This is a genomic window from Tenacibaculum sp. A30, assembly GCF_051200845.1.
Classification (GTDB): Bacteria; Bacteroidota; Bacteroidia; order Flavobacteriales; family Flavobacteriaceae; genus Polaribacter.
Genome location: NZ_CP195160.1, coordinates 84,247 through 97,711, shown reverse-complemented (window position 1 = coordinate 97,711; position 13,465 = coordinate 84,247). Strand labels below are relative to the sequence as shown.

Here is a 13,465-nt window from a genome sequence, read left to right as displayed (position 1 = left end):
ATTGTGGCTTTTTTTAGCTAATAAAATCTGTTAGTAATTTGATAAAAATTTGTCAATTCGAGTGAATTTTACTCATTTTTATGAGTAAAATTAGTATCGAGAATAAAATTAAGAAATATGAATACACACGAAGAATATATGAGCGAAGCAGTAAAAGCTGCTTTAAAAGGAATGCAGAACAACGAAGGAGGGCCTTTTGGTTGTATTGTTGTTAAAGATGGAAAAATCATCGGAAGAGGAAACAACAAGGTTACTTCTACCAACGACCCAACTGCACACGCAGAAGTAACAGCCATTCGTGATGCTTGTAAAAATATAGGTTCTTTTCAATTAGATGGATGTACTGTATATACCTCTTGCGAACCTTGCCCTATGTGTTTAGGCGCTATTTATTGGGCACGTCCTGATAAAGTTTTTTACGGAAGTAACCAGCAAGATGCTGCTAATATTGGTTTTGATGATGAATTTATTTACAAAGAAATTCCGTTACCATACGAAAAAAGAAGCATTCCGTTTGAACAAATTGGACGTAACATTGCCTTAGAACCTTTTCAGAAATGGTCTGAAAAAGAAGATAAAATTGAATATTAAAAAGTAAATTCCCTTTGTATTTTTTACAAGGGAATTTTTTTTAACTACTATTTTTAGTGAAGTAGTAAACACTTTTATTCATTTATATCACTCACTTTAAACTTAGGATTTCTCCTCAATAAAAATCACCTTCTTTCTTCTATTTATTTTTTATATTTGAGAAAATAAAAATTGCTAAACTTTATTATATCCCATGTTATTGTCGGGATAAAACAAATAAAGTTTGACATATAACAAGTTGCCAACCATTAAAAAATTACGCTCTGAATGATTGAAATTAACAAGAAAACTTTTGAATACGCTTTAACTGAATTCAAAAATATTGTGGAAAAAGACACGACTGAAAAACTCGTTGAATTTAAAACAAACAGTTTCATAAATGAACGCGAAAACTACAAATACGCAGTTTTAGAACAAGCAAAAAATAGTCTTTTGACCAAAACTTGGAAAGAGGATGAAATTGGAAATGGCAGAATTTTAAAATCAGTAAAAGATTCAATTCAGACAAATGTCATTTACAATTATGAAACTCATCAAAACAATTTAATTGATTGGAGAAAAAAGGACAATTTTAGTAAACTAAAAGCGAATCAAAAAAACGAAAAATTACTTTTTGATTTTTTTAAAAGTAAAATCAAAGACAAAAAGGCTTTTGACCAATTTTCAGAATTGGGATTTTCATATCAATTAATTGCATATTTATTCTTTATTAAAAACTCTCAAAAATATCTTCCGATTTCACAAACGAGATTTGACTTAATTTTTAGTTCTTTAAATATCGACTTAAAAACAAGTCATAATTCATCTTGGGAGAATTATCAAGAATATGTTGGAATAATTAAACAATTTCAAAACTATCTTAAAACAAAGTTTAGCGGAATTGAATTGCTTGACGCTCATTCGTTTTTATGGATTTATGGTTTTCAATTTGAGAAATCTAAAGAAAGTAAAGAAGTAAGAATTCAATCTAAAAAAACTGGCGAAAAGAAAAAACCTGAATTGCCAAATTACCAACCGAGAAAAGCTATTGACTTGGAAACTTTGGTAGAACCTGAAACCGAAATTGATTATATAAAACAACTTGAAAAACAAATAGAAATCGGAAATTTAGCCGAAGAAATTGTTTTGAAGAGCGAAATAGAGTTTTTAAGAACTGATTATCCAGATTTAGCCGAAAAAGTTCGTTCAATTGCTAATAATCCGAAACTTGGTTTTGACATTATTTCGTTTGAAATAGATGGAACACAGAAACAAATTGAAGTCAAGGCTATTTCGACTAACAAATCGAACAAAAGTTTCTTTCTATCTCGAAACGAATTTAGAAAGTCAAAAGAATATCCAAATTATTATTTATACTGCGTTTCTGAATTAAGTTTAGAAAAGCCAAAAATATTGAGAATTAAACAACCGAATTTTGAAAACGAAAATGATTTTAAAATGGAACCTATGACTTATAAAATAACATTTGAATAGAAAAATAAAGGTTGGCTACACCGTATATAATTTATTGCTGGCTTATCGCCTACTTACGAAAGTCCTCGCGGACTTTCTTGGTCGGTAATTATTTACTAAATTAGTTGCTTAAACCACGCAACAAACCATATACAAACACGTTACAAAACTTAGTCTACGGCAAAATCTCAATCAACAACCCAACTCCCCCTAAAAACAAACACAACGGAGAAAAATACTTGGTATCGTTTATGGCAAACTCTGTCGCTTTTACTTTCTTAAAAAAGCCTACATAGTTAAAATCCCCTATAGCTCTAATAAGAAAAATACTAGCCACTACATAAAGTCCATACTCTTTTAGCCATGTGGGCATTGAACCTAACGTAAAAAGCTGTATTTTTTCTGCATACACTACTGGAAAACCACTGATAACCATAGCCACCAAAAACGTTAGTATTTTAGGCGGATTCATTGCTTTTTCATTGGCTATTTTGGTTGGTATTACAGCATTTACCCATAAAGTTCCACCAAAAGCCCAATAAACGTGAATTAACGAGATAAAAAAGAGAATTAAAACACAAATCACTCCTAAAAAATGTACCATAAATTGTAGTTTTTACCGTAAGTTTGTCTAACAAATTTAAGTATTTAACATGACAACTTTATTCATAAACATCAAAGAATTAATCCAAATCAGAGAAACAGATACCAAAAAAGTATCAGGAGCTGCGATGAACATTTTACCTACCATAAAAAACGCTTTTTTATTGGTTAAAAACGATGTTATTATCGATTATGGAAGCATGAAAAAAGCCCCTACTTCTGCTGATAAAACGGTGGATTGTACAGGTAAAATGATGTTACCTACTTGGTGCGATTCGCATACACACATTGTATATGCAGGAAATCGTGAACAAGAGTTTGTGGATAGAATTAACGGTTTGAGTTATGAAGAAATTGCCAATCGTGGTGGTGGTATTGTAAATTCTGCTAAGAAATTACAAGAAACTTCAGAAGAAGAGTTGTACCAACAATCGGCAAAACGATTGGAGGAAGTGATTGCTTTAGGTACGGGAGCGGTTGAAATAAAATCAGGATATGGTTTAACTGTTGATGCTGAGTTAAAAATGTTACGTGTTATTAAAAAACTACGCGAAAACTACAATATTCCTATCAAAGCTACTTTTTTAGGGGCACATGCTTTCCCTACCGAATATAAAAACAACAAAGAAGGATACATTAATTTAATTATTGAAGAAATGTTACCTAAAGTTGCCGAAGAAAATTTAGCGGATTTTGTAGATGCTTTTTGTGAAACTGGATATTTTTCGGTAGAAGATACTGACAGAATTTTAACCGCTGCGCAACAATACGGATTAAGGCCAAAGGTACACGTAAATCAGTTTACTACCATTGGTGGAGTTCAGGTAAGTATAAAACACAATGCATTGTCGGTAGATCACTTAGAAATAATGAATCCTGAAGATATCGAAGCCTTGAAAGGAACACAAACTATGCCTGTAGCATTGCCTTCGTGTTCGTACTTTTTAAGTATTCCGTACACGCCTGCTCGTGATATTATCAAAGCAGGATTACCTCTTGCTTTAGCTACTGATTACAATCCAGGTTCAACGCCTTCTGGCAACATGAATTTTGTCGTAGCAACAGCTTGTATTAAAATGAAAATGACTCCTGAAGAAGCGATTAATGCTGCAACGATTAACGGAGCATATGCGATGAACTTATCTGATGAAGTTGGAAGTATTACCAAAGGAAAAAAAGCGAATTTAATTCTTACCAAAGAAATTCCTTCATATGGGTTTTTACCGTATTCATTCGGAAGTAATTTAATTGATTCAGTATTTATTAACGGGAAAGAGCTGTAAATTACACCTTGTCATTCCGAGTGATAAAAAGAAACCGTAAGGTTCAGCGAAGCTAAATCTCATTAAGGTGAGTTACAAACATTCTTAAGACTTCTCTCTTCGTTCGAAATGACATTTTAACAAAGCTTGTCATTCCTGCGTAGGCAGGAATCTCTTAGAGGATATTAAGATGCATAAAACCAATCATCAATATTATATTTATATCATCACCAATAAAAAAGATGGTGTTTTATATATTGGTGTTACTAACAATCTTGAAAGAAGAATCTTTGAGCATAAAAACAAACTTATAAAAGGTTTTTCTTCAAAATATAACCTAGATAAATTGATTTACTTTGAAGAACATCAATTTATTGAGGAAGCTATCAAAAGAGAGAAAAACATGAAAAAGTGGAAAAGAGAATGGAAGATAAATTTAGTAATCAAAGAGAATCCTAATTGGGACGATTTAGCTAAAAACTGGTACAACTAACAAAAGATTCCTGCCTACGCAGGAATGACAATACAACAATATGCTAACAATATTCAACGAAAAAGACATACAAGGACTTGTAACTCCTCGTGAAGGAGAAACAAAATTAGGAGAATGCGTTGCTGTTATCAATCCTAAAAAAGAATTACAATCAGCGCTTGAAAATTCAGATGCTTCCTTTGTAATTTTAGGAGTTCCTGAAGATATTGGTGTTCGTATGAATGGTGGAAATGGTGGCGCACATACCGCTTTTATTCCAACTTTAAAGTCTTTTTTAAACACCCAACAAAACCAATTTATCGACGGAAATGATATTCTAATTTTAGGATATCTAGACTGTTTAGATGATGTATATGATTTTGATGTTTCTGATAGAGAAAAGGGTGATTTATTAGTAAAAGCTATTGATAAAGAACTTTCAAGCCTTATCAAAAGAATTGTTGAAAGTGGTAAAACTCCAATCATTATTGGTGGCGGACATAACAATGCCTACGGAAATATTAAGGGACTTTCACAAGCTAAAGAAAAACCTATAAATGTAATCAATCTAGATGCACATACCGATTTACGTCGTTTGGAGGAACGTCATAGTGGTAATGGGTTTTCGTATGCTTTACAAGAAGGTTTTATCAACCATTACTTTATGTTTGGATTGCATGAAAACTATACACCTCAGTATATTTTTGAGATGATTCATGACAGTTTAAACCTAGAATACAACACTTTTGAAGAATTAGAAGTCTATCAATCTACTTCTTTTGATGGAGAATTACAACGCGCTAAAAACTTTATTCAAGAGCAACCTTTTGGTATTGAAATAGACTTAGATTGTATTCAACATTTCCCAAGTAGTGCCATGACTCCGAGTGGATTTACACCACAACAAGCACGTAGGTTTACACATTATTTTGGGAAGCTACAAAACGCCTCATATCTACATATTTGTGAAGGTGCTCCCGCAGTAGTTAAAGATGAAATTGCTAACGGACAAGTTGGAAAATATATCAGCTATCTAATTTCTGATTTTATAAAGGCTAAAAGTAATTCATAAAAAGTTGTCATTTCGAACGAAGAGAGAAATCTTAAGAATGTTTATTTCTCAATTTTAAGATTCCTCCTCGTACCTCGTTCGGAATGACGAATTTCTTTATTTTTTGGCAATCGTCCTGCGATTAAAACAATTGCTCTTTTTTTACTTGCTCATATTCAGAAATTATAGCTTCCAGCACTTCTTTCGCTGGTTTAATTTCGTGAATCAATCCTGCTACTTGACCAATCTCAAGCTCACCATCGTCTAAATTACCTTCAAACATTCCTCGTTTAGCACGAGCGCGTCCTAATAACTCTTTTAAATCTTCTATCGTTGGATTTTGTTGATATAATTCTTGTACTTCTTGATAGAATTTATTTTTCACCAAGCGAACTGGTGCTAACTCTTTTAATGTTAAATGCGTGTCACCATCTTTTACATCTACAATTGTTTTTTTGAAGTTTTCATGCGCTGATGATTCCACAGTTGCAGCAAAACGACTTCCTATTTGTACACCATCTGCTCCCAATACCATTGCCGCTAACATACCTCTACCCGATCCAATTCCACCTGCAGCAATTACAGGAATTTCAACTTGTTCTTTTACCATCGGAATTAACGTAAACGTAGTGGTTTCTTCACGTCCGTTATGACCTCCTGCTTCAAAACCTTCACAAACTACGGCATCAACTCCAGCAGCTTCCGCTTTTAAAGCAAATTTCACTGAACTTACTACATGTACTACAGTAATTCCTTTTTCCTTTAAAAAAGATGTCCAGGTTTTCGGATTTCCAGCAGAAGTAAATACAATCTTCACTCCTTCTTCAACAATGATATCCATGATTTTTTCAATATCAGGATATAACATTGGTACGTTTACTCCGAAAGGTTTATCAGTTGCTTTTTTACATTTTTGAATATGTTCTCGTAATACATCAGGATACATAGAACCTGCTCCGATTAACCCTAATCCACCTGCATTAGATACTGCTGAAGCTAGTCTCCATCCTGAAACCCAAATCATTCCACCTTGAACGATTGGATACTGTATATTAAATAGTTTAGTAATTTTATTTTGCATCTCGTAAATGTACAATCATTAGCTAGGAAGCACAAAAAAACCTCGAGAAAATCGAGGTCTTATTTTATTTATTATTTAGCTATCTAATCAATAACTCTTGTCTTTATATTAAGAGCAATACTGTAAACATATGGTATTTTTCTGTTCATTTCTTCAGCAGGCTCCCATCCTTTAATCGATTCAAAAAAGTTACTTATCTCTTTTCTTAATTTATTTGGAATCGTATTAGCTACCCATACATCTCGAATTCTACCATCAACATCAATAATAAAATTTATATCAATTTTAGTATTAATAGCATAGCTTAGATTATCCATTAAGTAGTTTATTTTTGAACTAAACTCTTCTTCTCCTTTTTTAAAAACAGGCTTTCTAAACTTTGTATAAACATCATCTTTAAGCTCTTCTCCTTTTTCATTAAACAAGATATATTTTTCTATATCTCCACTTACATCATAATAAAATTTTGCTGCTAAATTACCATTGTAGTGATAATACTTCCATAAACCTGAAGGAACTCCGTTTTTATGAAACCCTGTGTAATTTTTATTTCCATTATCAAATAATGTAAGTATTTTTCCTTCTAATTCACCCCCTACATTATAAAAAGATCTTTTTGATAGTTTTCCATTTCGGTGAAATTCTAGAGATTTTCCTACATATTTCTTTCCTACATTATTTTTTGAGAACCTTTTCTTAAAAATTTTACCATCTCTATAATAGAGTGCAAACTCCCAAAGAGAATCTTTTTTTACAATGGTCTCAATATATTTAGCATCATTTTTATTAGTCGTTATTTTTAATTCTCTATCTAAATAACTTGTAATAGAATCTTTTTGAGAGTATCCATTAGCACAAATGAATACTACAAATAATAGCAATATTTTTTTCATAATTTATATTTTTCTTTTTCTACGAAATCACTCCCGAGCCTAATAATTCTTCATTTGTATACCAAGCAACAAATTGTCCTTCTTGAATCGCTGATTGAGGATTATCAAACTCAACATACAATCCATTTTCTACTTTATGTAGCGTTGCTTTTTCTAAAGGTTGACGGTAACGAATACGTGCCTCTACTTCCATCGTTTCACCAGTTTGTAATGCTAAATCTTCACGCACCCAATGCAATTCTTCATTAGAAACAAACAAGACATTACGATACAATCCTTGGTGATCCTTTCCTTCTCCTGTATAAATGATATTGGTATCAACATCTGTTTCGATAACAAATAGTGGCTCTTTAGTACCACCAACCGCTAAGCCTTTACGTTGTCCTTTAGTGAAATAATGTGCTCCTTGATGCTTACCTACAACTTTTCCATTTTCTTTGTTGTAAGAAAACTTTGTAGAAAAGTAAGCTAACTCACCTTCTTTATTCTCAAATTGAGGAGTTGTACGATTGTACTGTTCAAAATCTGTTGGAATTTGAATTATTTCTCCTTCTTTAGGCTGTAATTTTTGCTGTAAGAAATCAGGAAGTCTTACTTTACCAATAAAACATAATCCTTGGCTATCTTTTTTATCGGCAGTAATTAAATCGGCTTCTTTTGCTATTTCACGAACTTCTGGTTTTGTCAACTCACCTATTGGAAACAATGCTTTTGATAATTGTTCTTGTGATAACTGACATAAAAAGTACGACTGGTCTTTATTGGTATCTTTTCCTGCTAATAATTTATATACAGGCTTTCCATCAATAATTTCTTCTGCTTTTCTACAATAATGTCCCGTTGCTACATAATCAGCTCCTAAACTTAATGCGATGTCCATAAACACATCAAATTTAATTTCGCGATTACATAATACATCAGGGTTAGGTGTGCGTCCTTTTTCGTATTCGTTAAACATATAGTCAACAATACGTTCTTTGTATTGCTCACTTAAATCAACCGTTTGAAAAGGAATTCCTAATTTTTCTGCAACAATCATTGCGTCGTTACTATCTTCTAACCACGGACATTCATCGGAAATAGTTACTGAGTCATCATGCCAGTTTTTCATAAACAGCCCAATAACTTCATATCCTTGTTCTTTTAGTAAATAAGCTGTTACACTACTATCTACACCTCCCGAAAGTCCTACTACTACTCTTTTCATTTTGTACTTTTGAAGCTGCAAATTTACGAAATAATAAATGTTTTTATTATGGAAATATTTGATGACATCATTATAAAAATTGATGGACTCAAGTATACCTGAGTCCATCATCATTTATTATAAACTTAATTTTGTATTTACTATCTCTAGCTGTTAATTTTTGGGTATTGAATGTACGGTTCTTTTTCTTTTATCGGTAACGACTTCTCCATCCATATAAAACTCCCATTTACCGTCTCTTTTTCCGTTTTTATACATCCCTTTTTCTTTTAGGTTTCCTTTTAAATCGTAATATTTTCCTTCATCTTCAAGTTTTCCTTCTACATAATTTACCTCCTCAATCATAATACCTGAATCGGTAAATATTTTAGACATTCCGCTTTTTTTTCCTTCTTCATAATAGGTTTCTTCGGTTAGTTTTCCGTTTCTGTAATAATTTTTTACTACTCCATCTAACTTACCATCCACATATTCTTCTTCTGAAAATAATTTTCCATCAGTAAAATAATACGTCCATTTACCTACTCGTTTTTTCCCTATCATCCAACCTTCTGTTTTCACTTTTCCTTTTGGTGTGAAAAATTGAACAAAAGCACTATCAGATTTTGTTGAAAATTCTTTAGTCATAGACGGAACTCCATAAGAATTTAGTTCATAAAACTTAAAAGTTCCTATTTCTTTACCGTTTTTGAACTGTCCTGTATATCGAACATCGTTTTTATCATCATCATAATATTTTTTCCACACTCCATCTCTCTTTCCGTTAGCATCTAACTGATTTATTTTTTGTGCCTGCGCAGTGCTTATAAAAAATGCTGACAATAGAAGTGCTGTTGAAAATATCCTGTTTATATTTATCATGCTATTATTTCTTTTACTATTCAAATTTACATAAACCATACCAATATGAATGCTGATTTTTTAATTTCTGTTTTAAATGATGTTGATACTGCTGCTAGAATAAACAGAGAAAAAGCTTCAAATATTGTATTACAAAACCCAATACTTGTAAAAAACTTAGTAGAATTTACTTTTGATATCGATAATAAACTATCTATCAAAGCTGCTTGGGTATTGGAATGGATTTGCACTCATCACGGAATAGAGCATATTCTTCCTTATTTAGAAATTTTTACTCAAAACATTTCCAAAGTACATTTTGATAGTGCTATAAGACCTTGTGCTAAAATTTGTGAACACATAGCTATTGCATATACTTCTAAAACAGCAAATAAAACTCAGCAACAACTCACCCAAAAACATATAGATTTAATTATTGAAACTGGATTCGACTGGTTAATTACCAATCAGAAAATAGCAGTTAAAGCTTATACCATGAATACTTTATACTTATTTGGCTTACAAAAAGATTGGGTGCATCCTGAACTGGAACATGTTATTCGTACTAAAGTGATTCATGAAAGTAAAGGTTGTGCTGCGAGAGGTAAAAAGGTTTTAGTTTTTATTGAAAAGAGTAAATCTTAATCTTACTCATTCAAATTCGTAGGTTTTCTGTACCCTTGAAAAGGTTGCTTTAATAGCTCTTTTAAACTAGAGTTTTTTTCTTCATCAGGAAATGTATCGACTCCATACACTATTTTTTCTCTATCTAACTCCATGTACGTTCCTAATAAACGATCCCAAATAGAAAAAATATTTCCATAGTTAGAATCGGTATAGGGTAATAAGTTATGGTGATGCACTTTGTGCATATCTGGTGATACAATTACATAACTTAATACTTTATCTAATTTTTTAGGCATCTTAATATTAGCATGTGTTAATTGCGTAAATACCAAAGACATTGATTGATATAACATAATGATACCTATTGGGGTTCCGACTAAAAAAACGCCTAGTAAAGTAAATGTAAAACGGATAACACTCTCTATCGGGTGATGTCGGTTTGCAGTGGTAGTGTCTACCTTATGATCTGAATGATGTACCAAATGTACCATCCACAAAGGTTTTACTTTATGCTCTACCAAATGTGCTAGATAAGCTCCGAAGAAATCTAAAAACAATACCCCTAATAACACATACAACCACAACGGCATTTCTGGTAACCAATTAATTAAGCCAAAATTAGTTGCTTGTACCCAATCGGCAGTTTTTAATAATAAAAAAGCCAAAACGAAATTGACAATTACCGTAGTTGCAGTAAAAAACAAATTAGGCCATGCATGCTTCCATTTATTATATTTAAAATTGAATAACGGTACAGCACCTTCTAGTAGCCAAAAAAAAGCAATTCCGCCTACTAAAATAATACTTCTATGACTAGAAGGAATGGTTTCAAAATAGTGTATAAGGGTTTCCACAATGATATATTTTCTCTAAAAATAGAAAAAATATATGATTTTCTTCCTTTCTACTTTACTGAGGCAACCTTTTTTTAAGCTCTTCTACAATCCTATAAGTAGCAGGACAAACCTCTGTGTTTTTAATCGTCAAATCAGCTAACTGAATAAATTTCTTGCGATTGGTATGTGGATATTCCGAGCAGGCTTTCGGGCGCACATCATAAATAGAACAAGTATTATCAGACTCGTCTAAAAAAGTACAAGGAGCAGATTGCAACACCATAAAATTGTCTTCATCTCTTCTTAAATACTGCTTAGTAAAATCAACCACCTTCATTTTTAAGTGCTTTGCTATACGCTCAATATCTTTTTCTGTAAAAATAGGTGAAGTCGTTTTACAACAATTAGCACATGCTAAACAATCAGTACGCTCAAATTCTTCATCATGCAGCTCTTGCATTAATAAATCTAAACGCTTTGGTGTACGCTTTTTTAACTTTTGAAAATACTTCTTATTTTCTTGTAAAGCGTCATTCGCTAATTTCGATAAGTTTTCTAGGTCTTTATCCATACCGCAAAGGTACAAAAGCAGTATTGAAGTATGCTATAGAAGTGCTTCAAAAAATCATCTGTAAAATCGTGGGAATAAAAAATTAAAAACACTAATTTTGTCCGATAATCTAAAAAGAACCAATGAATATTCAATCGTTAATTGAAGCGAAAGTAAAAGAAGGATTTTTAGCCTTGTATGATGTAGAAATTCCTAATGTAGAATTTCAAGCAACCCGTAAAGATTTTGAAGGAGACGTTACTGTTGTTGTCTTCCCATTACTACGGTACAAAAAAGGAAATCCTGTTCAAATTGGTGAAGATTTAGGTAAATACTTAGTTGAAAACATCAACGAAATTACTAGCTACAATGTCGTAAAAGGTTTTTTAAACTTAGTTGTTGATGATTCTTTCTACGTAAACTTTTTTAATGAAATTGCATCAGATGCAACTTATGGCTTTGTAAAAGAAGACAAAACAGATGCACGTATGGTGGAATATTCTTCTCCTAACACTAACAAACCTTTACACTTAGGACATGTTCGTAATGTATTGTTAGGATATTCTGTTGCTGAGATTTTAAAAGCTGCGGGACATAAGGTTTACAAAACACAAATTATCAACGATCGTGGTATTCATATTTGTAAGTCAATGTTGGCTTGGAAAAAATTTGGAGAAGGTCAAACTCCTGAATCAACTGGATTAAAAGGCGATAAACTGGTTGGAAATTACTACGTAAAATTCGATCAAGAATATAAAAAAGAAATTAGCAACCTAGTCGCTTCTGGTGTTCCTGAAGACGATGCTAAAAAACAAGCTCCTTTATTTGTTGAAGCACAAGAAATGTTACGTAAGTGGGAAGCTGGTGATAAGGAAGTTGTTGCTCTTTGGGAAATGATGAACGGATGGGTATACAAAGGTTTCGACGTTACTTATGAAAACATCGGAGTTAACTTTGATAAATTATACTATGAAAGTAACACCTATTTATTAGGAAAAGATATTATTGAGGAAGGTTTACAAAACGGAGTTTTCTACAAAAAAGAAGACAGTTCTGTTTGGTGTGATTTAACTGACGAAGGGCTAGATGAAAAATTAGTGTTACGTTCAGATGGAACTGCAGTATATATGACACAAGATATTGGAACTGCTATTCAACGTTCTAAAGATTTTCCTGATGTAAACGGAATGGTATATACCGTAGGTAACGAACAAGATTATCATTTCAAAGTGTTATTCTTAATCTTACAAAAATTAGGATACTCTTGGGCAAAACAATTATTCCATTTAAGTTACGGAATGGTTGATTTACCTTCAGGAAAAATGAAATCTCGTGAGGGTACTGTAGTTGATGCTGACGATTTAATGGATGAAATGACAAACACTGCTCGTGAAATTTCACAAGAATTAGGAAAGCTAGAAGGGTATTCAACTGAAGAAAAAGAGGAATTATATAAAACTATCGGATTAGGAGCTTTAAAATACTTCATTTTAAAGGTAGACCCTAAGAAGAGAATTTTGTTTGACCCACAAGCATCGGTAGATTTCCAAGGAAATACAGGTCCGTTTGTACAATATACGTATGCAAGAATTCAATCTATCATACGTAAAGCTGATTTTGATTATTCAACACCTGTATCAGTAGAATTACACGAAAAAGAAAAAGAATTGATCAAACAATTAGAATTGTACCCTGAAGTAATTCAGCAAGCGGCGAGTAATTATTCACCAGCTGTGATAGCTAATTACACTTATGATTTGGTAAAAGAGTTCAACTCATTCTATCAAAACGTATCAATTTTAGGAGAAGAAAATCAAGATAAAAAAGTATTTAGAGTTCAGTTATCTAAAAAAGTAGCTGATACCATAAAATCTGCATTCAAATTATTAGGAATTCAAGTTCCTGAAAGAATGTAGTAATCAATGAAGCAATGAGTTAATGAGAAAGTTAACTACTTATAAAGTTCATTAATGGCTTGCGTTAGGGATTGAACGGTTTGT

The 13,465-nt window shown here is 32.2% G+C and carries 14 protein-coding genes; 7 read left to right on the top strand and 7 right to left on the bottom strand.

The features are described from left to right. The first annotated feature begins 117 nt into the window (after window positions 1-117). Together ACR9ES_RS00455 and ACR9ES_RS00450 are read left to right on the top strand one after the other, a co-directional pair. On the top strand, window positions 118-591 hold the full coding sequence (locus ACR9ES_RS00455) for a nucleoside deaminase (protein WP_435254675.1): 474 nt from the start codon (window positions 118-120) through the stop codon (window positions 589-591). A 267-nt stretch (window positions 592-858) separates the two neighbouring features. Beyond that, window positions 859-2,064, top strand: a complete 1,206-nt coding sequence (locus tag ACR9ES_RS00450; protein WP_435254674.1) for a DUF3883 domain-containing protein — start codon at window positions 859-861, stop codon at window positions 2,062-2,064. 154 nt (window positions 2,065-2,218) lie between these two features. On the opposite strand, the gene ACR9ES_RS00445 is transcribed toward ACR9ES_RS00450, so the two are convergent. Further along, a complete protein-coding gene (locus ACR9ES_RS00445) occupies window positions 2,219-2,647 on the bottom strand; it encodes a DUF3995 domain-containing protein (RefSeq protein WP_435254673.1) in 429 nt (142 codons plus the stop codon). 49 nt (window positions 2,648-2,696) lie between these two features. Here ACR9ES_RS00445 and hutI point away from each other — a divergent pair, with 49 nt between their 5' ends. The 3 genes from hutI (at window position 2,697) to ACR9ES_RS00430 (ending at window position 5,452) form a co-directional block, all read left to right on the top strand. Beyond that, on the top strand, window positions 2,697-3,929 hold the full coding sequence (gene hutI / locus ACR9ES_RS00440; protein WP_435254672.1) for an imidazolonepropionase: 1,233 nt from the start codon (window positions 2,697-2,699) through the stop codon (window positions 3,927-3,929). A 169-nt stretch (window positions 3,930-4,098) separates the two neighbouring features. Next, on the top strand, window positions 4,099-4,401 hold the full coding sequence (locus tag ACR9ES_RS00435; protein ID WP_435254671.1) for a GIY-YIG nuclease family protein: 303 nt from the start codon (window positions 4,099-4,101) through the stop codon (window positions 4,399-4,401). Between the two features lie 40 nt (window positions 4,402-4,441). After that, the gene (locus ACR9ES_RS00430; RefSeq protein WP_435254670.1) at window positions 4,442-5,452 is read left to right on the top strand and encodes a formimidoylglutamase; all 1,011 of its coding nucleotides are present in this window, start codon (window positions 4,442-4,444) and stop codon (window positions 5,450-5,452) included. Window positions 5,453-5,573: 121 nt separating this feature from the next. On the opposite strand, the gene ACR9ES_RS00425 is transcribed toward ACR9ES_RS00430, so the two are convergent. From ACR9ES_RS00425 to ACR9ES_RS00410, 4 genes are all read right to left on the bottom strand, one after another. Beyond that, window positions 5,574-6,512 carry an NAD(P)H-dependent flavin oxidoreductase gene (locus ACR9ES_RS00425; RefSeq protein WP_435254669.1) on the bottom strand — a complete coding sequence of 313 codons (939 nt, stop codon included), beginning with the start codon at window positions 6,510-6,512 and terminating at the stop codon, window positions 5,574-5,576. A gap of 83 nt (window positions 6,513-6,595) precedes the next feature. Beyond that, window positions 6,596-7,405 carry a toxin-antitoxin system YwqK family antitoxin gene (locus ACR9ES_RS00420; protein ID WP_435254668.1) on the bottom strand — a complete coding sequence of 270 codons (810 nt, stop codon included), beginning with the start codon at window positions 7,403-7,405 and terminating at the stop codon, window positions 6,596-6,598. A 19-nt stretch (window positions 7,406-7,424) separates the two neighbouring features. After that, entirely contained in the window at window positions 7,425-8,612 is a 1,188-nt protein-coding gene (mnmA, locus tag ACR9ES_RS00415) for a tRNA 2-thiouridine(34) synthase MnmA (RefSeq protein ID WP_435254667.1), read from the bottom strand. Window positions 8,613-8,765: 153 nt separating this feature from the next. After that, on the bottom strand, window positions 8,766-9,473 hold the full coding sequence (locus ACR9ES_RS00410) for a toxin-antitoxin system YwqK family antitoxin (RefSeq protein WP_435254666.1): 708 nt from the start codon (window positions 9,471-9,473) through the stop codon (window positions 8,766-8,768). Window positions 9,474-9,518: 45 nt separating this feature from the next. Here ACR9ES_RS00410 and ACR9ES_RS00405 point away from each other — a divergent pair, with 45 nt between their 5' ends. Continuing rightward, on the top strand, window positions 9,519-10,097 hold the full coding sequence (locus ACR9ES_RS00405) for an adenylosuccinate lyase (protein WP_435254665.1): 579 nt from the start codon (window positions 9,519-9,521) through the stop codon (window positions 10,095-10,097). Window positions 10,098-10,099: 2 nt separating this feature from the next. Here the strand turns inward: ACR9ES_RS00405 and ACR9ES_RS00400 are convergent, their stop codons facing one another. Continuing rightward, on the bottom strand, window positions 10,100-10,933 hold the full coding sequence (locus ACR9ES_RS00400; protein ID WP_435254664.1) for a sterol desaturase family protein: 834 nt from the start codon (window positions 10,931-10,933) through the stop codon (window positions 10,100-10,102). A gap of 55 nt (window positions 10,934-10,988) precedes the next feature. Further along, complete coding sequence (locus tag ACR9ES_RS00395) at window positions 10,989-11,486, bottom strand: YkgJ family cysteine cluster protein (RefSeq protein WP_274634898.1); 498 nt, start codon at window positions 11,484-11,486, stop codon at window positions 10,989-10,991. A gap of 122 nt (window positions 11,487-11,608) precedes the next feature. Here ACR9ES_RS00395 and argS point away from each other — a divergent pair, with 122 nt between their 5' ends. Then, entirely contained in the window at window positions 11,609-13,381 is a 1,773-nt protein-coding gene (argS, locus tag ACR9ES_RS00390; RefSeq protein ID WP_435254663.1) for an arginine--tRNA ligase, read from the top strand. Window positions 13,382-13,465 lie beyond the last annotated feature (84 nt).